This is a genomic window from Streptomyces cellostaticus (assembly GCF_001513965.1).
GTDB lineage: Bacteria > Actinomycetota > Actinomycetes > Streptomycetales > Streptomycetaceae > Streptomyces > Streptomyces cellostaticus.
In genome coordinates, this window is record NZ_KQ948021.1 from 212694 (window position 1) to 237475 (window position 24782).

The window sequence follows — 24782 nt, forward strand, 5'->3', positions numbered from 1 at the left end:
GTCAGCGCTCCCGGACGCCGATCACCACATGCGCGTACAGCTCCCCGGACACCGCCAGACGGGTCGTCAGACCGGCCTCGGTGAACGCCTCCACGGCGGCTTGGGCCTGGCGTTCGCCGGTCTCGGTCAGGAGGCAGCCGCCGGGCGCGAGCCACTCGGGTGCCCCGGCGGCCACCCGGCGCAGGACGTCGAGGCCGTCCGCGCCGCCGTCGAGGGCGGCCAGCGGCTCGTGGTCGCGGGCCTCCGCCGGGAGCAGGGCCACCTCGGCGCTGGGGACGTAGGGCACGTTGGCCGTGAGGATGCCGACCCGGCCCCGCAGGCCGGCGGGCAGGGCGTCGAACAGGTCGCCCGCATGGGCCCGGCCGTCGTAGGGGGCGAGGTTGCGTCGGGCGCAGCGCACGGCGGCCGGGTCGATGTCGGCGGCGTGCACCTCGACGGGACCGAGCGCGGCGGCCAGGGCCGCGCCGAGCGCACCGGAACCGCAGCACAGGTCGACGACGACGCGTGCGCCGGGCGCCTGGGCCAGGGCCTGGTCGATCAGGAACTCGGTACGGCGGCGGGGGACGAAGACGCCCGGCTCCACGGCGATGCGCAGGCCGTGGAACCCGGCCCAGCCGAGGACGTGTTCGAGCGGGAGTCCGGTGGTGCGCCGCTCCACCATGGCGGCCAGTTCGTCAGGGGTACGGGCGGCGGCGAGGATCAGCTCCGCCTCGTCCTCGGCGAAGACGCACCCGGCGGCGCGCAGCGCGGAGACGACGACGGAAGGGGAGAAAGGGGGCAGAGAGGGCAGGGAAGGCATGGAGGCCGAGAGCCTTTCGGGAACCTGGGGCCGAAGGGCGCTCTCGCGGTCACCGGTGCCGGTGTTCCGCGCTGTCACAACAAGCTGTCACAAGGAGAGAGCACCCCAGCTGACACAGCGGTAATGGGTCTCACCTCCTCGGCTGCGTGCGGCCGCGAACCGTCCGCGACCAGGCGGCCACCATACCCCAGCGCCCGGATCCGGCGCCGTCGGCGCCCTGTTCGCGGACTCTTCCTCGCGCGGCGCGGCGGGGGTCCGTTACGACCGCCGTGATGACCACTCACTCTGCTGTCGGATGGGGGGTCCCGTCCACGCAAGGTGAGTGCTGATGCCCACTCAGACCGCGTACGGGGATTTCCGGCTCTCCTTGTGACTGCGCGTGCGCGAGTTCGCCGTGCCGCCGTGCCGCCGTCCGTGATCGAGACCGCGCCCCCCGGCGCCGCGCCGGGGACCGGGCGGGGGTGTGCGCCGCCGCCGGTGTCGACGTCGACCTCGATCCGCGTTCCGTCGCCCGCACCCCTGGCCGGCAACTCGCGGCCCGGGCCCTGCCGGTACGGGTCCGGGAGGGGCGCCGCCCGTCGCCGGGCCGCGCTCTCCCTCTGGCGGTGACACGGCTTGCGGTGACCCGCTTGCCGTGTCCCGGTCTTCCGGTACGGCCGCTCCTCAGACGCCGACCGTCTCCTCGACCTCTTCCTCGACCTCTTCCGCTGCGTCCTCCTCGGCTCGCTGCTCCGGGCTGTGCCCGGCGGCCTCCGCGCCCGGCACGGTCTCGGGAAGAGCGGTCGTCGGCCGGGACGCCCGGGCCCGCTCGCAGGCGGCCGCGATCGCGGTCACCGCGAGGCCGACGAGCAGCCAGATCACGAGCGTCCACACGTTGCGCGCGAGGCCGTCGTTGCCGAAGTACAGCAAGCTGCGGATGCCCTCTACGAAGCCGGCGCCGTTCCAGAAGGCGTGCAGGGTGCCGAAGAACCCGTTCTGCAGCTCGGGCCGGAACAGACCGCCGGAGCTGGTGAAGTTGAGCATCACGAACAGCACCATCATGGTCAGCGTGGTCCACCGCTTGAGGAAGGTGTGCAGACCGACGCCGATGAAGAGGATGCCCGCGGAGTACAGCCACGCCATCCCCCACAGGCTCGCGAGCCCGTGGTGTGCGAGGTGGAACACCGGCCCGGCGAGCAGTGCGCCGATGCCGCTGACCACGGCGGAGACACCGAGCGCGAGCAGCGCCCGTACCCGCATCGGGAGCGTGGCGCCCGCGGCACCGAGGGCGGCGACCGAGGCGTAGGAACCGATGCTGAGCGCGATCAGCAGGAAGAACAGGCCCTGTCCGGTGGGGTCGTCGGCGACCGGCGCGGCCACGTCGGTGACCTTCAGCGGGACGCCTTCCTTGGCGGCGACCGGCGTGAAGACCTTCTCGACGGCCGTGGCGCCCATGTCGGACGCGGCGGTGGCCACCAGCAGCTCGGGCGCCTTGGCGCTCGGCACATAGGCGCCGGTCACATCGCGGGACTTCAGCAGGTCCACGGCGTCGGCGCGGGTGGTGACGGTGCGGACCTCGAGCTTGTCCCCCGCGGTGTCCTTGACGGTCTGGGCGAACACCTTCGCCTCGGGTCCGGCGCCGACGACGGCCACGGGCAGGTGGTTCGGCTCCGGGGTCACGAAGGCCCCCATGTACGCGAGCCCCATGCCTATGCACATCAGCAGCGGGGTGATCAGGTGCGTGAGCACATGGCGCAGTGCCGGTGACCTCATCGCGGGCGACCTCCAAAGGTTGGCTTATGCAACTTTCGCTTCAAGTTGTACTATACAACTAGATCGGCGGAGGAGGTATTCCCGTGAAGGAGCTCATGGAGGTGATCCCGTGACAGCGGCGGAAACGGCCGTGGAGACGATCCAGCGCGAGATGACGGTCTTCGCCCGCCGGGCCCGGGCCTCGGCGGGACGCATGCACCCCGAGCTGTCGCTGGTGTCGTACACCCTGCTCGGCCACCTGGAGGAGAGCGGCGGCTGCCGGGCGACCGACCTGGCCGCACACTACGCCCTCGACAAGTCGACGGTGAGCCGCCAGGTGGCCGCGCTGGAGCGGTCCGGACTGATCGAACGGCGCCTGGACCCGGAGGACCACCGGGTCCAGGTGCTGCACCTGACGGAAGCCGGCCAGGAGATCCTCGCCCAGGTCACCCGCAGCCGCCGGGCCGCCTTCCGGGAGCGGCTCACCGACTGGCCGGAGGAGGACCTGGTCCGCTTCGCGGCCTACCTGGAGCGGTACAACGCCGGACCGTCCGACGCCGACTCGCCCTGAGGGCCGGTCACGGCACCGCTACGGCGGCCCGGTCGTCCGTCAGACGTTCGGGGACCCGAGCCTCGAGGAACGCCGTACGCCGACGCAGCCGGAAGCCGAGGGACTCGTACAGCCGGATGGCGTCGGTGTTGCGGGCACCTGTGTGCAGGAACGGGGTCTCGCCGCGCTCCCGGATGCCGTGGGCGACCGCGAGGATCAGCCGAGTGGCCAGGCCCTCGCCTCGGAAGGCCGGGTCGGTGCAGACCGCGCTGATCTCGGTCCAGCCCGGCGGGTGCAACCGCTCCCCCGCCATGGCGATCAGCGTGCCCTCGCGGCGGATGCCCAGATAGGCGCCGAGTTCGATGGTGCGCGGCAGGAACGGGCCGGGCCGGGTGCGCGCCACCAGGTCCAGCATCTCGGGTACGTCCGCCGGGCCGAGGCGGAACGCCTCCGCGTCCGGTGCCGCGGCGAGGCCGTCGTCCACCAGCTGCACGCCCTCGATGTGGAAGGTCACCTCCCAGCCGTCCGGAACCTGCCCACGGAAGCCGGGCAGCGGCACCTCGGAGCCGGGCCCGGCCAGTGCGGCGAGGTCCGCCCAGTCGTCCGCGTCCGGCTCTGCAGGCAGGGCCAGCCACGGGGAGACGTCGACCGGGTAGCGCAGCACGCGGCCGCGGCGCTCGGCAAAGTGGGCGTGCGGGCCGGTCAGGGCAGCGAGGGCGGGGTTGTCGAGCACGTGCGGGGTCGCCGTTGCCTCGCGGGAGCCGGGCAGGTCGCTCATGCGGACACCTCGATCACGATCTTGCCCCGGGCGTGCCCGTCCTCGACAGTGCGCAGGGCCTCCTCGGCGCGGTCCAGCGGGAAGGTGCGGGTGACGTGCGGGTTCAGGGCGCCGCGCAGGACCAGGTCCGCCACCGCCTCCAGGACGGCGGCGGTGCGGGCGCGGGCGACCCGGGAGCCGCCCAGCTCGGCGACGGTCTCGGGCGGGGCCCCGGCAGTGACCAGCCTGGTCCGGTCGGTGAGCAGGGTGGCCGCCTCGGCGAGCGTCCGGTCGCCCACCAGGTCGTACACGGCGTCGATGCCCCCGGGTGCGGCGGCACGTACACGCTCGGCCAGACCGGGGCCGCTCGGCACGTGGACGGCGCCGAGTGACTCCACGAAGCCCTTCTTGCCCTCGCTCGCCACGCCCACGACCCGCACTCCGAAGGCACGGGCGATCTGCACGGCGGCGGCGCCGACTCCGCCGCCCGCGCCCGTCACCAGCAGGGTCGCACCCTCGGGCAGATCCAGCTGGCGGACGCCGTCGTAGGCGGTGGCCGCGGCGACCGGCAGGGTGGCGGCGTCGGTGAAGGACAGCCCGGCGGGCTTGTGCGCGCTCGCGTCGGCGCGCAGCAGGGCGTACTCGGCATACCCGCCGTCCACCGTGTTGCCGAACACCTCGTCGCCGACGTCGAACCCGGTCACGCCCTCGCCGGCCGCCACGACGACACCGGCGGCCTCGCTGCCGAAGACCGCGGGAAAGACGCGCTCGCCGCTCTCGCCGGGGCGGCGGTAACCGCCCCGCAGTTTCCAGTCGACGGGGTTCACTCCCGCCGCCCGCACCGCGACCAGGAGCTGGCCGGGGCCGGGACCCGGCCGTTCCACGTCGGTCAGCGTCTCGGTCTCCGGGCCGCCGTACCGCGTGAAGACGTAGGCCTTCGGCATCCTCTTCCCTCGCTTCCCCTCGCTTGCTTCCTGCTTGCACCGGCGCACCGGCGCACTCTGCGCCAAGGAGGAGCGCGGGGCGGCTATTCCCGGTCCCGCCCGGAGTTCATACGGCCGCAACGATCGGGGCACTGACCTGGGACGGAGCACCCGCAGCGACAGCGTACGGTTGAACCATGAACGTCACCCGAGGCTTCACGGGGCGCCCGCGCGTCGACAACCCGGGGCTGCCACCCGGGCAGTACGACGCGGGGGACGACTGGCCCGTCCTGTCCGCCGAGGTCACCCCCGACCTGTCACCCGCCGACTGGTCCTTCCGCATCGACGGACTCGTGGAGCGGCCGCACATCTGGGACTGGGACGCGGCGCGAGCCCTGCCCGGCTCCTCGTACGAGGGCGACATCCACTGTGTGACGAGCTGGTCGAAGTTCGGGGTGCGGTTCGGCGGTGTCTCGCTGGACGCGTTCTTCCAGGTGGTGCGGCCCCATGGGTCCGCCACCCATGCGATCGCCTACTCCCACACGGGCTACTCCACGAACCTGCCGCTCGCAGACCTCACCGGCGGACGGGCCTGGATCGCCTGGGAGTACGACGGCACGCCGCTCGCGCCCGAACACGGCGGCCCGGCGCGCCTGCTCGTGCCGCACCTGTACTTCTGGAAGAGCGCCAAGTGGATCGCCGGCATCACGCTCCTCGACCACGACGAGCCGGGTTTCTGGGAGCGCAACGGCTATCACGAGCGGGGCAATCCCTGGGAGGAGCAGCGGTACTCCGGTGACTGAGACGGTGACCACAACCTTCACTCCCCCGACGCGCTTCGCCGTGCCCGGGCGCATCGCGGTCAGCACCGGGGCGGCGGCGGTGTGGCAGACGGCCACGCTGACCGAGATCCGGCGCGAGACACCGCACGCGGCCACCTTCCGTCTCGCGGTGCCGGACTGGGCGGGGCACCTGCCCGGTCAGCATCTGATGCTGCGGCTGACCGCGGGGGACGGCTATGTGGCGCAGCGCCACTACTCGATCGCGTCCGCACCGGACGACTCCGGCCACATCGAGCTGACCCTGGACCATGTGCCGGACGGCGAGGTCTCGGGCTGGTTCCACACGGTGGCCAGGCCGGGTGACACGGTCGAGGTGCGCGGCCCGCTGAGCGGCTTCTTCGCCTGGCCGGGCGACCGGCCCGCCCTCCTGCTGGGGGCCGGCTCCGGGGTCGTACCGCTGATGTCGATGGTGCGCCACCACCGGGCGCAGGGCCTCCCCGTGCCGCTGCGGATGCTGGTGTCGGCGCGCAGCCCCGAGGAGCTGATCTACGCGCAGGAGCTGGGCGCCGAGACGACGGCCGTGTTCACGCGCAGCGCTCCCACAGGCGTACCGGTGGGCCGTATGACGGCCACACATGTGGCGCCACTCCTGGCCGAGCAGCCTCCGGGTGGGTGGGAGGCCTATGTGTGCGGCTCCAACGGGTTCGCCGAGCACGCTTCCCGTCTGCTGGTCGAGGCGGGCCAGCCGGTCGAGCACATCCGCATCGAACGCTTCGGCTGAGCGCGCGGGTCGCGCACGCGCGACCGTGGGGCGCGTGCCGCGTGCTGTGCTCCATGTGGGCTTGAAGTCGCGCCCGTACGGCGTGAGCGAGGTGCGCCGTACGGGGTACGAGACGGATGTGGACGCTCGTGTGCAGCGGGGGCGGACCACCGGAGACCCGGCTCGTCCGGTCCTCCGGCTCCGTCGGCGGCGAGGAGGTGGACATGCGTACCCAGGTGCGTGGCTGGCGCTGGCGGCGCAATCCGCTGCGGCGCCGGTCGGACGTCGTGGAGGGGTGGACCGTACTGATCGTCGCGGTCCTGCTGTTCGTGGTCGCACCCCTGGCCGGAGTGGCGGCCGGCCTGTACGCCCATGACCAGGCGCGTACGCTCGCGGCGGCACAGCGGGCCGAGCGGCGCCCGGTCCATGCCGTGGTGGCCGGCGACGCGCGCGAGCACCGGCCCACGGTACAGGGCGGCCATGGCCATCCCTATCGCGCCCGGGTCCGCTGGACCGAGCCGGGCAAGGGGACGCGTACCGCGTCGGCCCGCGTTCCCGCGGGGAGCCGGGCCGGTGACATGGTGACCGTGTGGTTCGACGCCCGGGGCCGCAGTGTCGCCCCGCCGCCGGACGACGTCGCCGTCTGGCAGCACACGGTGACCGTCGGCGTGTGCGCGGCGGGCGGCGCGGCGGCCGTGGTCCTTCTCGGCCACGCCGTGGAGCGCCGGATCGCGCTGCGCCACCGGCTGGCGGAGTGGGAGCGGGAATGGGCGCGCACCGGCCCGAAGTGGAACCAGCCGAGGACCTGACCGCCGGCTGGTGACCCCGCCGCCGGAATCCGGGGATCACTCCACCCGGCCCACACAGCAAGCGCTTTCACCACCCTGGTCGGCGGGTCGGCCCCCACGTACGGTGAGATCCCGCAGACTCCCTTCACAAAGGCGGTTGTTGATGGCCCTGTTCGACCTCCCCCTCGACGAACTCCGCGAGTACCACAGCGCGTCCACCGCGCCCGACGACTTCGACGGCTTCTGGGCCAAGACCCTGCAGGAGGCGCACGAGCACGACCTGGACGCCCGCTTCGAGCCGGTGGACACGGGGCTGTCCACGGTGCAGGTGTACGACGTGACGTTCGCCGGGTTCGGCGGTCACCCGGTCAAGGGCTGGCTGCGGCTGCCGGCCGCCGCCACGCACCCGCTCCCGCTGGTGGTGGAGTTCATCGGCTACGGAGGCGGGCGCGGGCTGCCGCACGAGCATCTGCTGTGGGCGTCGACGGGCCGGGCGCACTTCGTGATGGACACCCGCGGGCAGGGCAGCGCCTGGGGCGGTGGAGGCGGCACGGCGGACCCGGTGGGCGGGGCGCCCGCGTACCCGGGGTTCATGACGCGGGGCATCGACGCACCCGAGAACTACTACTACCGCCGTGTGTTCACGGACGCCGTGCGCGCGGTGGAGGCGGCCCGTGCCCACCCGCTGACCGACGCGGCGCGGACCGTCGCGATCGGCGCGAGTCAGGGCGGCGGCATCGCCCTCGCCGTCGGCGGGCTGGTCCCCGATCTGGTCGCGGTCGCCCCGGACGTGCCGTTCCTGTGCGACTTCCCGCGTGCGGCCACTCTGACGGACCGTCACCCGTACCGGGAGATAGGCCTGTTCCTGAAGACGCATCGCGGCCGTGCGGCCGACGTGCTGCGCACCCTCTCCTACTTCGACGGGGTGCACTTCGCGGCCCGCGGCCGGGCCCCGGCGCTCTTCTCGGCGGGCCTGGAGGACCAGACCTGCCCGCCGTCGACCGTGGTCGCGGCGTTCAACGCCTGGGCGTACGAGGACAAGGCGATCGAGGTGTACGACTTCAACGACCACGAGGGCGGCGGACCGTTCCAGGAGGCGCACAAGCTGCGCTGGCTGCGGTCGTACGCCTGAGGAGCCCGCCCGCCCTTCCCGCCGGTCCGACCAGTCGGTACGTTCGGAGCACCCGGATCGCGGCGTCGCGGCCCGGGTTCCGGCGACGACGGAGGTCCGATGTCCGCACACGAGGCACAGGTTCACGGCCACTGCGACCCGCGTTTCGCCGCGGTGCGGGAGGCGTTCGAGGAGAACTTCCGGGAGCGGGACGAGCTGGGCGCGTCGGTGGCGGTGACCGCCGACGGCGAGACGGTGGTGGACCTGTGGGGCGGCTGGGCGGATGCGGCCCGCACCCGGCCGTGGCAGCGGGACACCCTGGTCAACGTGTGGTCGACCACCAAGGGCCCGGTGGCGCTGTGCGCGCACCTCCTCGCCGACCGGGGCCTGCTCGACTTCGACCGCCCGGTGGCCGCGTACTGGCCGGAATTCGCGGCGGCGGGGAAGGAAGAGGTACTCGTCCGGCATCTGCTGTCGCACCGCGCCGGGCTGTCCGGTCTGCGGGAGCCGCACACGCTCGGGCAGCTCTACGACTGGGAGCTGACGACCGCCCGGCTGGCGGCGACCGAGCCGTGGTGGGAGCCGGGTACGCGGTCCGGGTATCACGCACTGACCTACGGCTTCCTGGTCGGCGAGGTCGTACGGCGCGTCTCGGGACTGCGGCCGGGAGCGTTCCTGGAGCGCGAGGTGACCGGGCCGCTCGGGATCGACTTCACCATCGGCCTGCCGGAGAAGGAGTCCGGGCGCGCGGCCGAGCTGGTGCATCCACGGGGCTCGGACACCGGCGAACAGGCCGCGGTTTTCCGCCAGTTGTCACCCGCCGCGCTCGCCGCTCTGGCCAATCCGCTGGTGGGCGCGGCGGAGGCGAACACGCCCGAGTGGCGGGCGGCGGAGATCCCGGCGGCCAACGGGCACGGCACCGCGCGGGCGGTGGCCGGGCTGTACGGCGTCTTCGCCGGGCGCGGCCGCCACGGCGGCCGGCGGGTCCTGTCCCCGCAGGCGGCGGAACGGGTGCGCGAGGGGCAGGGCCACTGCCGCGATCTGGTCCTGGGTGCGGGCTTCGAGCGCGAGACGGAGATCGGGCTCGGCTTGTGGCTCAGTGGCCCCCATGGTTCTTACGGCCCCAATCCGCGGGCTTTCGGACACGACGGGTTCGGCGGTTCCTGTGGGCTCGCCGACCCTGAGGCGGGGCTCTCGCTGGGCTATGCGATGAACCGGATGGGCCCGCACATCGCCGATGACCCACGCAAGACGGCGCTCGTGGACGCCCTCTACAGCGCCGTGTGACCACCCGGTCGTGCGGGCGGGTTTCGGCCGAACCGGCAGGCCGGTCTTCCCTCATGGTTTAGACCAATGCTAGATGTGGTCGCGCAATGAGCCCGTACGGCTACGTTTTGTCACCAACAGGAGGCGCGGCATGGCCCGCACCACCCCGCACGATCCCCCGCAGACCGACGGCCGGCCCCGGTACTGGCAGGTCGCGTCGCTGCTGCTCGACGAATTGCGCGACGGCACCATTCCGCCCGGTGAGCGACTGCCGGGCGAGCGGCATCTGGCCCGGCACTTCGGCGTCAGCCGGGAGACCGTCCGGCAGGCGCTGGAGGTGCTGCGCCGCACCGGTCTGGTCGCCACCGACCGGCGGGGCAGCCATGCCACGCTGGACGGCCGTCCGGTCGAGGAGCCGGTCTCTCTCACCTTCCCGGTCGGCGCCCGGCCAGCGGACCCGTGCGCGGTGGACCGGGCGACGGTGACCTGGGAGGCGCCGTCGCCCGAGCACGCCGAGGCACTGGGCCTGGCCCCGCACCGGCCGACGCTGGTGCACCGCTACCAGTCGGCCACGCCCGACGGGCGGTCGCTGCGTACGGCGGTGACGTCGTTCTCGGCCGTGGCGCTGGCCGAGGTCGCGGAGCTGGGCCGCTACCGCGACCGGGCCGACGGGGCCACTCCCGCGCAGCTGCGCCGGGCCTACGACTGGATGCGCAAGGCCGGTCTGACCCTGCACCACCGGGACGCCATCACCCAGGTCGGCGACGCCCCCTCGGTCCGGGTGACCCGGCGGGTGCACGACCAGTACGCCCGCCCGCTGGAGATCACCGACCTGCTGGTGAACGCCGAACGGGACGCGCTGGTCTACGAGTTCACGCTGCCGGCGGCGGGGTAGCGCCGTCCGGCCTGCGCGCCACGACCAGCCGGGCGCGGGGACTGCCGTCGGCTCGCCACCCGAACTCGGGCAGGGCCCGGAGGCCGACCGTGAACCCGGCGCGCGTCAGCTCGTCCAGCACCAGGCCGAGCCGGAAGGCCCGGTAGTACATGACGAACGGCGGCCGCCACACGGTGTTGCGCACCCGCATCACCGCGTCGAAGCCGAGCAGCATCCAGAACGCGGGGCTCGACGGGCGGGGCGGGGCGAGGACCGGGAAGGCGAACCGGCCGCCCGGCCGCAGCACCGAGTGGACCTGGGTGAACAGCCCGGGCAGTTCCCGGGGCAGGAAGTGACCGAACGCCCCGAAGCTGACCACCAGGTCGAACGCGGCCGTGAACGGCAGGGCCCGGGCGTCACCGCGCACCCAGGCGACGCCCGGACCCTCGGCCCCCGCCGGGGGCCGCTCGCCCGCAACCGCCGCCCGGCGCCGGGCGACGTCGAGCATGCCCGCGCTGAAGTCGACGCCGGTGACGCTCCGGTGACACAGTCCGGCCAGCACGTCCGTCCCGGCGCCGGTGCCGCAGCACAGGTCGAGGCCGTCCTCGAACGGGCCGAGCGGGTCGAGCGCCTTCGCCACGGCCTCCAGCACCGCGCCCGGGGTCCGGAAGGGCGTGTGGTCGAACTTCGGGGCCAGCAGGTCGTATCCGCGCTCGACGGACGACAGTGCCTGCACGGCGAGTTCGCGCAGCGTGGGGCCTTCGGGGCTGAACATCCCGTCAGCCTAGGGGGATCCGCTGCTTCAGGACCCCGAGCACGCGCTCGCACCAGCGCAGGTTCTCCTCCTCGAAGGCGATTCCGGCCATGAGGGTGAGGTAGGGGCCGATCCGGTCGGCCGTGCGCAGGTACTCCTCCTCGGTCCGGCCGTCGAGGAGGCGTGCGCGCGTCCGCTCGTAGCGATCGAGTTTGCCACGCGCCCAGCCACTGCGCTCCTCGATCAGCGCCCGGGTCACCTCCGGGTCGCCGCCGTCCATGGCCTGGATCTTGATGAGGAGTTCGTCGCGGACGGCGGTGGGCCGCGTCGGCGGCTGGGCGGCGAAGGCGGCGAGCTGGGTCCGGCCGGTCTCGGTGAGGGTGAACATCCGCTTGGTGGGCCGGCGTTCCTGCGGCACCGTCCGGGCCTCGACCAGCCCGTCCTGAGCGAGGCGCTCCAGCTCCCGGTAGAGCTGCTGGGGAGTGGCGGGCCAGAAGTTCGCGAGCGAGACGTCGAACAGCTTCGACAGCTCGTAGCCCGAGGCCTCACCCTCCAGCAGGGCGGCCAGGACGGCGTACTTGAGCGACATGTGGACACGCTAGCAGCAGCTGACTACTCTCATCCGCACCTATTCAATTAATTGACTATGCGAGGTGATCGGATGCGCGCGTTCCGCGAGGCGGTCGAGGCGGGCGACCTGGATGCCGTCGAGGCGCTGCTGGCCGAGGACGTCGTCTTCAGCAGCCCGGTCGTCTTCAAGCCCTATCCGGGCAAGGCGATCACCGCGGCGATCCTGCGCGCGGTCTCCCAGGTCTTCGAGGACTTCCGGTACGAGCGTGCGCTCACCGGCGCCGACGGCCGCGACCACGCGCTGGTCTTCCGCGCACGCGTGGGCGACCGGGAACTGACCGGCTGCGACTTCCTGCACGTGAACGAGGAGGGACTGATCGACGAGTTCACGGTCATGGTGCGCCCGCTCTCGGGCGCCCAGGCACTGGCCGAGGCCATGGGCGCCCGGTTCGACCGGATCGTCGAGGACGCCGAGGCCCGCTCGACCGGGACGGGCGTCAGCCCTTGAGCTGCCTCAGCGTGGCCTTGGTGTCCGTCTTCAGCCAGTCGGACACATCGGTGAGCGCGGGCGGCGTCTTGTCCCGGTCGTAGGAGGTGAGATAGGCGCTGTAGCTCATCGTGTACGTCACCCAGCCGTCGCGCACGGCGAGCGTGGCGTAGCGGGAGCCGCTGGACGAGCCGCTCGTGGTGTCCTGGCTGACCAGGTAGGCCTCGTCGCCGATGCCCTTGACCGGGTTGACGTCGTAACCCGAGTGGCTGTCGCCGTAGTTCTTCCAGGTGGCGGTGAACTCCGGCCCCGGGTCGGTCTTCTGGTGCAGGTCCACCTGGACGGACAGATAGGCGTCCGCGTACGAGGACCCCGTCTTCTTCAGGCTCAGGCTGCAGTAACTCTCGTCCAGCGCCTTGTCCTTGAGGGAGCTGTGCGTCGGCGAGGAGTCACCCTGCGGGTACTCGTCCTTGAACGACGAGTAGTCCACGCTCGAGCACATGTTGGACGGCGCCGCATAGCCGCGCAGGTCCGCGCTGTCCCCCTTGCCGCCGATCAGGAACACCCCGGCTGCCCACGCCCCGGAGGCGACGACCGCGCCGACCACGGCCCACAGCACCGCCCGTCCGGCACCACCGCCGCCGCCGGAGGGCGGGACCGGCACGGCACCGTACTGGGGCGGCTGCGCGTAGGGGTTGCCCGGCGGGGGCTGGGCGGGCAGGCCCACCTGGGTGGGCTGCGCGTAGAAGTTCCCCGGCGGAGGAGACTGCGGGCTCGGGTAGGGGTAGGCCGTCGGCTGCGGCGGGACCGCCGGTTGCTGCGCGGGCTGGCCGGCCGGCTGCTGAGGCTGCGGTGGCGTGGACATGTCGTGACGATAGTGGATGGTTGGCGGGCAAGTCCCCTGACGTCCGGAATCGTTATGGTTTGGGGACGGCTGATACGAAGCCAAGACGGACGGCTCAGTCGCCCACGTGGAACGAGCCCGACCGTAGGCGCCGGTGGGAGCCGACCGGCGAGGCCTCCCGCCTCAACTCACGTCCAGGACCGCCTTTCCCCGCAGATTCCGGCTCGCCAGCGCCTCGGCCGCGTCGGCGATCTTCTCCCAGGGCCCGCGCCAGCCGACGGGCACCCGCAGCTTCCCGGCGGCCACCAGGGCGAGCAGTCGCCGCAACTGCGCCCGCCGGTCGGTGAGTCCGCCGCCGTTGTAGACCGACACGATGGCCTTCGGGGTGACGGAGCCCAGCGTGGATCCCACGGGCAGCACGGCCGCACGCCCGGCGGCCCAGCCGACACTCTGCAGGTTGCCGTCGGGCGCCAACAGGGTGTATCCGGCGGCGAGTTGCTCTCCGCCCACGGTGTCGATCACGACGTCGACCTGTTCCGTCACGGCGTCGGCCGCGGCTACGACCTCGTCGGCCCCCAGCCCGGCGACCCACTGTGCGCCCGGCCCGGAGGCGGCGACGCCGATGACGTACGCCCCGCCGAGGGCGGCGAGTTGGACGGCGAACCCGCCGACGCCGCCGGACGCCCCGGTCACCAGGACGCGGCGGCCGAGCAACGGCCCCGCCTGTTCGAGCGCGCGCAGCGCGGTGCCCGCTGCCACCGGCAGGGTGGCGGCCTCGCCGAGATCGACACCGCCCGGCACCCCGGCCACGTCGATGACGTCCATGGCGCGCAGCGCCCCGAACCCGCCGCCCTCCGCGAACCCCACGACCCGGCTGCCCACCGCCGGTCCGCTCCCGTCGGCCGCGGCGGCCACCACGACACCGGCGGCGTCGAAGCCGAGCACCGCACCGGGTTCGGCCGAACGGGCGAAGTACAGCTCGGCCGCGTTGAGGGACGTGTGCCGTACCTCCACCACAACCTGGCCGGGACCGGGGACGGGATCCGGCGCCTGCCCGAGCCGCAGCCCGCCCGGTGCCCCGGGGTCGACGATCAGTGCGCGCATGGGCCTGCCTGCCTCTCTTCCCGGCACGGGAATAGGTCACGCACACGACGTGTTGACGTGATCGCAGCGGTAGCCTTCCATCGAGTGGTACCGTGCCGTCAGCACTTGAGTACGCCCCCTTGTGGGCGCCGGTGCCAGTTTCTCCTCTCCGCGCTGATCTGTCCGTCGTTTTCCGACACAGGCGCGTCAGTTTTTCAGCACCGCCCCGGCTCGGTCCGAGGTGACGTTTCCGCCGCCCGGAGGCACGTACGCCCTCCCGTTTCCGCGGCTCCTTCCCCCCTTCCTCAGGTCTTCCGTCCGCGAAAGGACCATCGATGACCACCACACTCGAACCCCCTCACGTACAGCAGCAGGTCCCGGCCGCCCGCCTCGTCACCGGTGTCCTCGACATCGACGGGCACGGGAAGGGGCACCTGCGAGCCATGGACTGCCTGCCCTCCCCCGCCGACCCCCAGGTTTCCCCGGCGCTGATCCGCCGTCACGGCCTGCGCAAGGGCGACCTCGTCGAAGGCGTCCGCGGGGCGCAGCGCGCCCTGACCGAGGTCACCCGTGTCAACGGGCGCGACCCGGAGGGTCTCCGGGACCGCCGCCGCTTCCGGGACCTGACCCCGCTCCACCCGCACGAGCGGATCCGCCTCGAACACCCGGCGGCCGGCCTGGCCGGACGCGTCACCGACCTGTTCGCGCCGGTCGGCAAGGGCCAGCGTGGGCTGATCGTGGCCCCGCCGAAGAGCGGCAAGACCGTGCTGCTCCAGCAACTCGCCGCGGCCGTGGCCGGCAACCACCCCGAATGCCGGCTGATGGTCCTCCTGCTGGACGAGCGTCCCGAGGAGGTCACCGAGATGCGCCGCTCGGTGCGCGGCGAGGTGTACGCCTCCACCTTCGACCGGACGCCCAAGGAGCACATCGCCCTCGCGGAACTGGTCGTCGAGCGGGCCAAGCGGCTCGTCGAGGACGGCGAGGACGTCGTCATCCTCCTGGACTCCCTGACCCGGCTGTGCCGGGCCCACAACAACGCCGCGGCCGCCGGCGGACGCACGCTGAGCGGCGGTGTCGACGCGGGCGCGCTGATCGGCCCCAAGCGGTTCTTCGGCGCCGCCCGCCAGGCCGAGGAGGGCGGCTCGCTCACCGTCCTCGCCACCGTGCTGGTGGACACCGGCTCCCGTGCCGACGGCTACTTCTTCGAGGAGCTGAAGAGCACGGGCAACATGGAACTCCGCATGGACCGGGAACTCGCCGCCCGCCGCCTCTTCCCGGCCGTGGACATCGACCCCACCGGCACCCGCCGCGAGGAACTCCTGCTCACCCCGGCCGAGTTGACGGCCACCCGGGGCCTGCGCCGGGCGCTGCGCTCCCGGGAGGGCGGACCGGCCGCCCTGGAGACGCTGCTGGAGCGGATGCGGGAGACTCCCGACAACGCCACGTTCCTGCGCCGCGTCCAGCCGACCCTGCCCACGGAGTGAACGGCGCCGTGCCGCTGCGGAGTGCGGCATCCGGGTTGCTCCCGTGGGCCGTCCGGCCCGGGCAGCGAGCCGCGCACCCCCTCCCCTTCCTACGTTGCTCGTATGATCACCGGATTCTCTCGTCGGGCGGCCGTGTCAGCCTGTTCCCTGTGTGTGGCGAGCGCGCTGGCGCTCGCCCCGGCCGCGGCGGCGACCGGACACCGTGCGGGGGATCCCGCACCGCCCGGGCCGCGGGCGGCGGTGCCGCAGCCGTCCCTGCTCTACCGCTCCGGCACGCAGGTGCGGCCACATCGCGGTGCGCCCGGGCTGCCGGACGTCTCCGCGCTGTCCTGGCTGGTCGCCGACGCCGGCAGCGGCGAGGTGCTGGCCGCGGGCGACGCACACCGCAGGCTGCCGCCGGCGAGCACCCTGAAGACGCTGTTCGCCCTCACCGTGCTGCCCTCCCTGCCCGCGGACCGGCGGCACACCGTCCGGTACGAGGAGTTGGAGGACGTCGGCGAGGGCAGCAGTCTGGTCGGCGTCGAGGAGGGCCACACCTACCAGGTGTCCGATCTGTGGCGCGGGGTCTTCCTCAGCTCCGGCAACGACGCCGTGCATGTGCTCGCCTCTCTCGGCGGGGGCTGGCACGCCACGGCCGCCCGGATGCAGTCCAAGGCCCGTTCGCTCGGCGCCCTGGACACCCACGTCGTCTCTCCCGACGGCTACGACACCCCCGGCCAGGTGTCCTCGGCGTACGACCTGGCGGTGTTCGGCCGGGCCGGGCTGCACAACCCGGACTTCGCCCGGTACTGCTCCACGGCCGTGGCCCGGTTCCCCGGTGACGGGTCGTCGTACCCGATCGAGAACACCAACCGGCTGCTGACCGGCGAGGACGGCGTGGACCCGTACCCGGGGCTGATCGGCATCAAGAACGGCTACACCAGCAACGCGGGCAACACCCTCGTCGCCGCGGCACGCCGGGGCGGCCGCACCCTCGTGGTGACGGTGATGAACCCTCAGGCGGGCGGCGGGTTCACCGTGTACGACGAGGCCCGCGAGCTGCTCGACTGGGGTTTCGAGGCGGCCGGTCTGGTGGATCCGGTGGGCTCCCTGGACGCGCTGCGCGCCCGGTCGAAGTCCGCATCGGCCGGCGTACCCGTCGCGGCGGCCGCCTCCCCGGCACCGGACGACGACTCGGACTGGTCGCGGACCGCCACCGTCGCGGGTCTCGCCGCACTCGGCGCGGGAGCCGTGTCGTTGGCGCTGCGGGCCAAGGGCGGCCGGGCCGCGGACGACTGACCGGCCGGCAGGCCCAGCAGCAGGCCCAGTGTGATCCAGGTGTAGATGTTGCTGCCGAGGAAGCCGTCGATGCCGGAGGCGTCGTCGAACCAGAGCCACACCACGCTGGTGCACAGCACCGCGTACAGGGCGCCCGCGATCCGGGGGTGACCGGCGCGCGCCAGCACCGCGAAGGACGGCAGCAGCCACACCAGGTGGTGCACCCAGGTGATCGGGCTGATCAGGCAGGCCGTCGCCCCGGTGAGGGCGAAGGCCGCCGCCCGGTCGCCCGCCGTCAGCGCCCGGCGGGTCCGTGCCGCCCACACGCACAGCACCAGCAGGGCCGCCACGGCCCACAGCGCGCGGCCCGGCTCGCCGAGCCGGGCGAGGACGCCCTGCAGCGACTGGTTCGAGACGTAGTCGAGGCGGCCGACCCGGCCGGTGTCCCACAGCGCCTCGGTCCAGTAGAAGCGGGACGCGCCCGGGTCGGCCCAGGCGGCAAGCCCGGTCGCCGCGAGGGCCACCGCGGTCGCCACCCCGGCCGACCGCCGGCGTCCGGCGAGCAGCAGCAGGCCGATGAAGAGGGCGGGCGTGAGCTTCACCGCGGCGGCGAGCCCGATGCCGGCGCCCGCCCAGCGGCCCCTTCCGGTCGCCAGCAGCCAGGAGTCGCCGAGGACCAGGGCGAGCAGCACCAGGTTCACCTGGCCGAAGCTGAAGGTGTCCCGCAGCGGCTCGAACAGTGCGAGCCCACACAGGGCCAGCGACCAGCGGTACCAGCCGTGACGCTGCCGGCCGGGCCCGGCCAGGATCCGCAGGACCACCGCGAGCGCGGCCAGGTTCACCAGCAGGGAGGCCGCGATCGCGGTGTGCCGTCCCATGCCCGCCAGCGGCAGCATGGCGAGCGCGGCGAACGGCGGATACGTGAAGCCGTACGCCGTCCCCGGCACGTGGTAGTCGTAGATCCGGCCGCCGTGGTGCACCCAGGTGTGCACGGTCCCGTAGTAGACGCGCAGGTCGAAGAAGTCCCGCAGCAGCGGCACGGTCGCCGTGAACGCGGTCACCGCGGCGGCCAGGGTCAGTACGAGCAGGGCCCGGCCCCGGTCCGTGCGCGGCGGCGACAGGTTGGTCATGCCGTACGTCCCGGTGCCGGGGTCTGGGCCGCGAGGTGCGCCTGCCACAGGACGACCACGCCGAGCACCCCGCCGCAGACCGCGAGGACCAGCTGGCCGAGGTCCGCGGGGCCGCCGCTGGGCAGTACGGCGAGGGCGAGGACGCCGGCCAGGGCGGCCACCCGGTGCCGTACCGAGGTGCTGGGCGCTGCGGCCGCTATGAGGAACAGGCCCCACAGCACGTACCAGGGGCGGATCGCCGGGCCGAAGACGGCCACCACCAGCAGGCTCAGGCCGAGGGCGTACACCGGCCGCGGGCGCAGCCGGAGCCATATCAGCAGCACGGCCAGGGCGGTGACCGCGAGGCCGAGCAGGTGCCAGGCCGGTACGGCCAGCGGGGCCAGACCGCTGCCGAGGTGGTCGAGGAGGGCGCCGGTGGCGCGGCCCAGCAGGCTGGTCAGGGCCCAGTTGTGCGGGGAGACGGGCGTGTCCAGGGCGCGGATCCAGCCGTATCCCGTGCCCGCCAGGGCGGTCGCGGTGACCGTGGTCGCGGCGGAGGCGGCCGCCGTCGTCACGGTGGCCCGCAGCGGGCGGCGGCCGGAGCGGACCTGCAGGGCCACGACCGCGAGCAGGCCGAGCGCGGCGGGCGCCTTGACCAGGGCGGCCAGCGTGACGAGCACCGCCCCGAGGACGGGCCACCGGCCGAGTGCGGCGACCAGCCCGAGCCCCAGCAGACCGAGCATGATCGCGTCGTTGTGGGCGCCCGCGACCAGGTGCAGCAGGACGAGCGGGTTGAGTGCGCCGAGCCACAGCGCGGCGGCCGGGTCGGCGCCGCTGTGCCGGGCCAGGCGGGGCAGCGCCGCCGCCATCAGGGCCACGCCGAGCAGGGCGAGCAGGCGCATGCCGAGGAGACCGGCGGGGAGCTGACCGCGGGTCAGGCCCGACAGAGCGGAGGCCAGGGCCAGAAAGGCGGGGCCGTACGGGGCTGCCGTGTGCTGCCACACCGGGGCCACCTCGTCGGCCAGCGGGCCGCCGAGCCGGTCGGGACCGTGGGTGTATACGTCCATGTGGGCGTCGACCATGGCGCCCTGGGCGAGGTAGCTGTAGACGTCCCGGCTGAACAGCGGGGGCGCGAGCAGCAGCGGGGTCGCCCAGACGGCCAGGACCAGCAGCAGGGCGCGCGGGGTCGGCGGGTGCGGACCGCGCACCAGACGGCCGAGCAGCACCCAGGCCGCTATCAGCAGCACCACACCGCAGTAGACCCCGACCAGCCCGAGCGCGGCCTGCGCGGAGGCGGGGGCGAGGAGGTCCTGTACGGGCAGCGCACCGGCCGTCTCACCGCCCAGCGCGAGGAAGGCGGTACCGGCCAGCCCGAGCACCTGGCAGCGGCGGAGATCGACGGGAAAAGCCATGGCCAACACTGGGTCAGCGTGGCAACGAGGGGTGTCTATCTGGCGACGTGGGGCCCTCCTGGCGGGGGCCGATGTGTGACTGGTGAGTGGTCGGTGGCGGTGGTTTGCACACGGCGGGTGCGTGGGGGCTTGTCGCGCCCGCGCGGCGGAGCCGCATGTCGACACAGCCCCGCGCCCCTGTTGTGCGCATCCCTTGTTTCGAAGTGCCCTAGAACACCGAAAGGCCCGTCAGCGTCGTGAACCTGTCCAGAGCCGCCACCCCCGCCACCGAGTTGCCGCGCTCGTCCAGCCCCGGGCTCCACACGCACAGCGTGCAGCGGCCCGGGACGACCGCGATGATGCCGCCGCCGACACCGCTCTTGCCGGGCAGGCCGACACGGTAGGCGAAGTCGCCGGCCGCGTCGTAGGTGCCGCAGGTCAGCATCACGGCGTTGACCTGCTTGGCCTGGCTGCGGGTGAGCAGCCGGGTGCCGTCGGCGCGGATGCCGTGCCGGGCCAGGAAGGACGTGGCGAGCGCCAGGTCGGCGCAGGAGGCCGCGATGGAGCACTGCCGGAAGTACTGGTCGAGCAGGACCGGCACGGGGTTGTCGATGTTGCCGTAGGACGCCATGAAATGGGCGAGGGCGGCGTTGCGGTCGCCGTGTGCGGTCTCGGAGGCGGCGACCTCCTTGTCGAAGCCCAGGGACGGGTTGCCGCTCTCGGCGCGCAGGAAGGCCAGCAGTTCCCCGGCCGCGTCCCCGGTACGGGTCTGGAGACGGTCGGTGACCACGAGCGCGCCCGCGTTGATGAAAGGATTCCGCGGAATGCCGTTCTCGTACTCCAGCTGCACCAGGGAGTTGAACGGGTTGCCGGAGGGCTCACGCCCCACGTGCTCCCAGAGTTCGTCGCCCTCGCGGGCCAGGTCCAGGGCGAGCGTGAAGACCTTGGTGATGGACTGCGTGGAGAAGGGCTGCCGCCAGTCCCCCACCCCGTACACCGTGCCGTCCAGCTCGGCCACGGCCATGCCGAAGCTGCGCGGATCACGCGCCGCGAGCGCCGGGATGTAGTCGGCGGACCGGCCGCGTCCCGGGGTGCGGTCGAGCTCCGCCATGATGCGGTCGAGGACCGGTTGGAACTGCGAGGACATGAGCGTCATCATGCCGCACCCCTGTCTTCCGGGCGCCCCGGGGTCGTCGTTCGGCCCCCGTTCGCGGCAGCGGCAGGACGCCAATCAGGCATGTCTTGAACCGAACTCCGCGTGCTGGCCCGACGATCACCGCTGCGCGCGTCAGGGTGACTTCCACGGTCTCCGCGGACCGGAGGCCGTGCGGTCATCGAGAGACAGGAGCGATCTTGCGCCGGCGGATCGACTACCGGGTGGGCCTGAGCGCAACGGCGTTGCTGCTGGTCGCATGCAGCATGCCCGCCCCGCATGTTCCCGTGCTGGAGAACCGGCAGGGAGGACGTACGTTCTATCTCAGTCCGGACGGTGCCGACAAGGACGACGGCCGCACCCCGCAGACCGCCTGGCGCACGCTGCGACGGGCCGACGCCGTGCGGCTGAAGCCGGGCGACCGTCTGCTGCTGAAGGGCGGCGCGCGGTTCCCCGGCACCCTGAGCATCGGCCCGGGCGACGCCGGGAACGCCCGCAGTCCCGTCGTGATCGATTCCTACGGAGCGGGTCGTGCGGTGATCACGGCCGAAGGCACCCGTGGCATCGAGGTGTACAACACGAGCGGGATCGTCATCCGCAATCTGGTCCTCGCGGGGAACGGCACGTCCTACCGGTCGCAGGACGGCATCGGCATCGTCAGCGACCTGCCCGGGAAGCGGAAACTGCCGTACGTCCGGGTCACCGGCGTCGACGTGTCGGGCTTCCGCAACGGCATCCGGCTGCACGGCGGCCGCGAGGGGTCCGGCTTCCGGGACGTGGTGATCGACGACTGTGCGGTGCACGGCAACAGGGACGCCGGTCTCGTGTCTGACGGCCCCGCCTTCCACCCGGGGGCGCCCGTGTACGCGCACGAGCAGGTGAAGGTCTCGAAGGTGGCGGCGTTCAGGAACGACGGGGACCCGAAGGCATCCGGCCACAACACCGGCAGCGGCATCGTCCTCGGCAGCGTCCGCGGCGGTGTGGTGGAGGGATCGGACGCCCACGACAACGGGGCGTCGTCCTCGCCGGACGCCATGGAGGGCCCGGAGGGCATCTGGACGTACGACTCGACGCGGATCGTCCTGCAGCGCAACGTCGCCCACGACAACCACACCGGGTCCCGTGCAGACGGCGGCGGGTTCGATCTGGACAACAACGTGTCCTACTCGCTGATGCAGTACAACCTGTCCTACGGCAACGACGGCGCGGGCTTCCTGGCGTTCTCCGCCGTCCCGAACAAGGCCCACACGGACAACACGATCCGCTACAACATCAGCCGGGACAACGCCCGCAAGCTCCAGGACTACGGCGGCATCGTGCTGATCGGATCGCGGATCAGCAACCTCGCGATCTACCAGAACACGGTGCTGGCCAGGGCGAACGGCACCGTCCGGGCCCCCGCGCTGCGGCTGCGGCCCCACCTCGGCGCGGTCTCGGTGCGCAACAACGTGTTCGTCACCGACGGCTCCCCCGTGGTGGTGGCCCAGGACGCCTTCGGCACCTCACAGGTGGAGATGCAGGGCAACGACTACCACAGCCCGAGGAGTCTGAGCCTGCAGTGGGGCGAGAGCTGGTACTCCGAGCTGGCCGCCTGGCGGAACGCGACGGGCCAGGAGACGCAGGGCCCGCGGGCCACCGGAACCAGTGCCGACCCGTGCCTGGCCGACGTCCCGCCGCCCGCGAACGGTCCCGGTCCGCACGGGAGCGGCCCGGCGCGGGGCGCACTGGCCTCCCAGTGCGCCCAGGCGCTGGCCGGGGCCGCGGTGGACCTGCGGACCGTGGGCATCGACCCCGGTCCGGTGGACTACTTCGGAAGACCGCTGAGCGGGTCCCCGGGCTTGGGTGCCGTGCAGGTCGCGCCGAAGGCCTGAGGGACCGTCACCCGGAAGGCGTCGCCCTGACCCGGCTGCGGCACATGCACGGGTCGTCCGAGGGCGCGGACGTGCCAGCCGGCCGCATGCCAGGCCGTCCGGTCCAGGGCGTTGCGCGCGTCGAGCACGCGTGGCGTGCGGACCACCTCCGCCAGCTCCGCCGGGTCGAGTGCGCGGTACTGACGCCACTCGGTCAGGTGCAGCACCAGCTCCGCGTCCCGGCATGCCGCCATGACGTCGGTGCAGTACACGGGGCCGGGCAGCGCGGTCCGCGCGTTGTCGATGCCCTCCGGGTCGTGCACCCGGACGTCGGCGCCCTCGGCGGCGATCTGCGCGGTGACGGCCAGCGCCGGGGAGTCCCGCACGTCGTCGCTGTCCGGCTTGAAGGTGGCACCAAGCACGGCGACCTGCCGTCCGGCGAAGGTGCCGCCCACGAGATGACGGGCGAGGTCGACCGTCCGCCGGCGCTGCCGGTCGTTGATCCGGTCGATCTGGCGCAGGAACGACACGGCCTCCCCGACGTCCAGTTCCTCGGCCCGGGCGAGGAAGGCACGGATGTCCTTGGGCAAGCAGCCACCGCCGAACCCGAGGCCGGCCGACAGGAACCGGCGTCCGATGCGCGCATCGTGACCGAGGGCGTCGGCGAGCGTCACCACATCGGCACCCGAGGCGTCGCACACCTCGGCCATCGCGTTGATGAACGAGATCTTCGTCGCCAGGAAGGAGTTGGCGGCGACCTTCACCAGTTCCGCGGTGGCCGGATCGGTGCCGACGTAGGTGACACCGGCCCGCAGCATCGGCTCGTACACGCTGCGCAGCAGCTGATCGGCGTGGGGCGCGGCGGTCCCCACCACCAGCCGGTCGGGGCGCAGCGTGTCCTGGACGGCGAATCCCTCCCGCAGGAACTCCGGGTTCCAGGCGACCTGGGCCTCGACGCCGGGCCGGACCCGCGCGGCCACCCTGCGGCTGAGCGACCGCGTGGTGCCGACCGGCACGGTCGACTTGCCGACGATCAGGCTGTCGCGGGTCAGGAGCGGTGCCAGGCCGTCGACAACTGCCTCGACATGGCTCAGGTCGGCGGCGAGGGAGTCGGGGCGCTGCGGTGTGCCGACACACACGAAGTGCAGGTCGGCGAAGTCGGCCGCCTCCTTCAGGGAGGTGGTGAAGCGCAATCGGCCGGCCTCGGTGTTCCTGGCGAGGATCTCCGGCAGGCCCGGTTCGAAGAACGGTGCCCGGCCCGCCGCCAGGGCTGCGATCTTCCCGGCGTCGGTGTCGACGCCGAGGACCTCGTGTCCGATGTCCGCCATGCACGCGGCGTGCACGGCTCCGAGGTATCCCGTACCGATGACGGTCAGCCGCATGGGGATTCTCCTGTCGTGGGCCCGCCGACGTCACGAGGCCGGCGGGAGTAGCCGTCGGGGTTGAGTTCCTGGAACCGCCAGGCGTCACGGCACATGGCGGTGAGGTCACGGGTGGTGGTCCAGTCCCAGGCCGCGGCCACCGCGCTCGCGTCGGCGACGAGCGCGGCAACGTCACCCGCTCTGCGGTCGACGACCCGGTAGGGCACCGGGCGCCCGCTCACCTCGCCGAAGGCGGAGACGAGCTGGAGCACGGAGGTGCCGGTGCCCGTGCCGAGGTTGAACACCTGCATTCCGGCGCGGTCGTCCAGATGCCCGACGGCCACCCGGTGTCCCTCGGCGACGTCCATGACGTGGAGGTAGTCCCGCACTCCGGTGCCGTCGGGCGTGGGGTAGTCGTCGCCGAAGACGCTCAGCTGCTCGCGGCGGCCCACGGCGACCTGCGCGACGTACGGCATGAGGTTGCCGGGGACGCCGCGCGGGTCCTCGCCGAGCAGACCGCTCGGGTGGGCTCCGACCGGGTTGAAGTAGCGCAGGGCGAGCACCTTCATCTCCGCGAGGTGGGTGCACACGTCCTGGAGGATCCGCTCGCACATCAGCTTGGTGTGGGCGTACGGGTTCGTGGGCGCCACCGGGCTCTGCTCGGTCAGCGGAACCGTCCTTGCGTCGCCGTAGACGGAGCAGGACGAGGAGAACACCAGGCGGTGGACCTGGTGCTCGTGCATGACCGACAGCAGGGCGCAGGTGCCGCCGACGTTCGTGTCGTAGTACTCGACGGGCCGGGCCACCGACTCCCCGACCGCCTTGTGCGCCGCGAAGTGGATGACCGCGTCCACCGGGTGGGAGGCGAACACCTCGGAGAGGGCCTTCCGGTCGCGCACGTCGATCTGGTGGGCGGCGGCGAGCGGCCGTCCCGCGATCTTGGCGATGCGGTCCAGTGCCCGGGGAGAGCTGTTGACGTGGTTGTCCACGACGACGACCTCATAGCCGTGGTCGAGCAGTTCGACGCAGGTGTGGCTGCCGATGAAACCGGCGCCGCCGGTCACCAGGACCGTTTCGGGCATGGGGATACCTCGCTTC

The 24782-nt window shown here is 72.9% G+C and carries 23 protein-coding genes and 1 pseudogene; 11 read left to right on the forward strand and 13 right to left on the reverse strand.

Going from position 1 to position 24782, the window contains the following annotated elements; all coding sequences use genetic code 11:
* Position 1: 1 nt before the first annotated feature.
* Positions 2-799, reverse strand: a complete 798-nt coding sequence (locus AQI88_RS15950; protein WP_107118570.1) for a putative protein N(5)-glutamine methyltransferase — start codon at positions 797-799, stop codon at positions 2-4.
* Between the two features lie 663 nt (positions 800-1462).
* Positions 1463-2551 (reverse strand): hypothetical protein, encoded by a 1089-nt coding sequence (locus tag AQI88_RS15955; protein ID WP_066998716.1) that lies wholly within the window; start codon positions 2549-2551, stop codon positions 1463-1465.
* A 151-nt stretch (positions 2552-2702) separates the two neighbouring features.
* Between AQI88_RS15955 and AQI88_RS15960 the strand changes: the two genes are divergently transcribed.
* Entirely contained in the window at positions 2703-3101 is a 399-nt protein-coding gene (locus AQI88_RS15960; protein WP_244184168.1) for a MarR family winged helix-turn-helix transcriptional regulator, read from the forward strand.
* 7 nt (positions 3102-3108) lie between these two features.
* Here the strand turns inward: AQI88_RS15960 and AQI88_RS15965 are convergent, their stop codons facing one another.
* A complete protein-coding gene (locus tag AQI88_RS15965) occupies positions 3109-3858 on the reverse strand; it encodes a GNAT family N-acetyltransferase (protein WP_066998723.1) in 750 nt (249 codons plus the stop codon).
* Entirely contained in the window at positions 3855-4781 is a 927-nt protein-coding gene (locus AQI88_RS15970; RefSeq protein ID WP_066998726.1) for an NADP-dependent oxidoreductase, read from the reverse strand. The genes AQI88_RS15965 and AQI88_RS15970 overlap by 4 nt, the downstream gene beginning before the upstream one ends.
* Positions 4782-4957: 176 nt before the next feature.
* Between AQI88_RS15970 and AQI88_RS15975 the strand changes: the two genes are divergently transcribed.
* The 6 genes from AQI88_RS15975 (at position 4958) to AQI88_RS16000 (ending at position 10362) form a co-directional block, all read left to right on the forward strand.
* The gene (locus AQI88_RS15975) at positions 4958-5563 is read left to right on the forward strand and encodes a sulfite oxidase-like oxidoreductase (protein ID WP_066998729.1); all 606 of its coding nucleotides are present in this window, start codon (positions 4958-4960) and stop codon (positions 5561-5563) included.
* 4 nt (positions 5564-5567) lie between these two features.
* A complete protein-coding gene (locus AQI88_RS15980; RefSeq protein ID WP_066999159.1) occupies positions 5568-6323 on the forward strand; it encodes a ferredoxin reductase in 756 nt (251 codons plus the stop codon).
* Positions 6324-6526: 203 nt separating this feature from the next.
* Positions 6527-7111, forward strand: a complete 585-nt coding sequence (locus AQI88_RS15985; protein WP_066999162.1) for an Rv1733c family protein — start codon at positions 6527-6529, stop codon at positions 7109-7111.
* Positions 7112-7253: 142 nt separating this feature from the next.
* Positions 7254-8222: an acetylxylan esterase gene (locus tag AQI88_RS15990; protein WP_066998732.1), complete on the forward strand. Its 969-nt coding sequence runs from the start codon at positions 7254-7256 to the stop codon at positions 8220-8222.
* A gap of 99 nt (positions 8223-8321) precedes the next feature.
* Positions 8322-9488, forward strand: a complete 1167-nt coding sequence (locus AQI88_RS15995; RefSeq protein WP_066998735.1) for a serine hydrolase domain-containing protein — start codon at positions 8322-8324, stop codon at positions 9486-9488.
* Positions 9489-9618: 130 nt separating this feature from the next.
* On the forward strand, positions 9619-10362 hold the full coding sequence (locus AQI88_RS16000; RefSeq protein ID WP_066998737.1) for a GntR family transcriptional regulator: 744 nt from the start codon (positions 9619-9621) through the stop codon (positions 10360-10362).
* Here the strand turns inward: AQI88_RS16000 and AQI88_RS16005 are convergent.
* Together AQI88_RS16005 and AQI88_RS16010 are read right to left on the reverse strand one after the other, a co-directional pair.
* Positions 10340-11116, reverse strand: a complete 777-nt coding sequence (locus AQI88_RS16005) for a class I SAM-dependent methyltransferase (RefSeq protein ID WP_066998740.1) — start codon at positions 11114-11116, stop codon at positions 10340-10342. The genes AQI88_RS16000 and AQI88_RS16005 overlap by 23 nt on opposite strands.
* 4 nt (positions 11117-11120) lie before the next feature.
* Complete coding sequence (locus AQI88_RS16010; RefSeq protein WP_066998743.1) at positions 11121-11684, reverse strand: PadR family transcriptional regulator; 564 nt, start codon at positions 11682-11684, stop codon at positions 11121-11123.
* 72 nt (positions 11685-11756) lie between these two features.
* On the opposite strand from AQI88_RS16010, the gene AQI88_RS16015 reads away from it, so the two are divergent.
* Positions 11757-12173, forward strand: a complete 417-nt coding sequence (locus tag AQI88_RS16015) for a nuclear transport factor 2 family protein (RefSeq protein ID WP_066998746.1) — start codon at positions 11757-11759, stop codon at positions 12171-12173.
* On the opposite strand, the gene AQI88_RS16020 is transcribed toward AQI88_RS16015, so the two are convergent.
* Both AQI88_RS16020 and AQI88_RS16025 read right to left on the reverse strand, forming a co-directional pair.
* Positions 12163-13017, reverse strand: coding sequence for a hypothetical protein (locus AQI88_RS16020; RefSeq protein WP_244184149.1), 855 nt, complete (start codon positions 13015-13017; stop codon positions 12163-12165). The two genes, AQI88_RS16015 and AQI88_RS16020, sit on opposite strands and share 11 nt — an antisense overlap.
* Positions 13018-13179: 162 nt before the next feature.
* A complete protein-coding gene (locus AQI88_RS16025) occupies positions 13180-14100 on the reverse strand; it encodes a zinc-binding dehydrogenase (RefSeq protein ID WP_066998748.1) in 921 nt (306 codons plus the stop codon).
* A 314-nt stretch (positions 14101-14414) separates the two neighbouring features.
* Here AQI88_RS16025 and rho point away from each other — a divergent pair, with 314 nt between their 5' ends.
* Both rho and AQI88_RS43110 read left to right on the forward strand, forming a co-directional pair.
* Positions 14415-15563 carry a transcription termination factor Rho gene (gene rho / locus AQI88_RS16030; RefSeq protein ID WP_066998751.1) on the forward strand — a complete coding sequence of 383 codons (1149 nt, stop codon included), beginning with the start codon at positions 14415-14417 and terminating at the stop codon, positions 15561-15563.
* 102 nt (positions 15564-15665) lie between these two features.
* Positions 15666-16499 (forward strand): annotated as a pseudogene (locus AQI88_RS43110) (D-alanyl-D-alanine carboxypeptidase family protein); the annotation flags it as partial.
* A gap of 59 nt (positions 16500-16558) precedes the next feature.
* On the opposite strand, the gene AQI88_RS48810 reads toward AQI88_RS43110, so the two are convergent.
* The 3 genes from AQI88_RS48810 to AQI88_RS16055 form a co-directional block, all read right to left on the reverse strand.
* Entirely contained in the window at positions 16559-17941 is a 1383-nt protein-coding gene (locus tag AQI88_RS48810; RefSeq protein ID WP_317936667.1) for a glycosyltransferase family 87 protein, read from the reverse strand.
* A 5-nt stretch (positions 17942-17946) separates the two neighbouring features.
* Positions 17947-19341 carry a polyprenol phosphomannose-dependent alpha 1,6 mannosyltransferase MptB gene (gene mptB, locus AQI88_RS16050; protein WP_066998764.1) on the reverse strand — a complete coding sequence of 465 codons (1395 nt, stop codon included), beginning with the start codon at positions 19339-19341 and terminating at the stop codon, positions 17947-17949.
* Positions 19342-19549: 208 nt separating this feature from the next.
* Positions 19550-20479: a glutaminase gene (locus AQI88_RS16055; RefSeq protein WP_398698695.1), complete on the reverse strand. Its 930-nt coding sequence runs from the start codon at positions 20477-20479 to the stop codon at positions 19550-19552.
* Between the two features lie 194 nt (positions 20480-20673).
* Between AQI88_RS16055 and AQI88_RS16060 the strand changes: the two genes are divergently transcribed.
* Positions 20674-22344, forward strand: coding sequence for a right-handed parallel beta-helix repeat-containing protein (locus AQI88_RS16060; RefSeq protein ID WP_244184150.1), 1671 nt, complete (start codon positions 20674-20676; stop codon positions 22342-22344).
* Here the strand turns inward: AQI88_RS16060 and AQI88_RS16065 are convergent.
* Positions 22278-23705: a UDP-glucose dehydrogenase family protein gene (locus tag AQI88_RS16065; RefSeq protein ID WP_066998767.1), complete on the reverse strand. Its 1428-nt coding sequence runs from the start codon at positions 23703-23705 to the stop codon at positions 22278-22280. The two genes, AQI88_RS16060 and AQI88_RS16065, sit on opposite strands and share 67 nt — an antisense overlap.
* Positions 23696-24766, reverse strand: coding sequence for a UDP-glucose 4-epimerase GalE (galE, locus tag AQI88_RS16070; protein WP_066998770.1), 1071 nt, complete (start codon positions 24764-24766; stop codon positions 23696-23698). Before galE ends, AQI88_RS16065 begins: the two co-directional genes overlap by 10 nt.
* Positions 24767-24782: the final 16 nt, after the last annotated feature.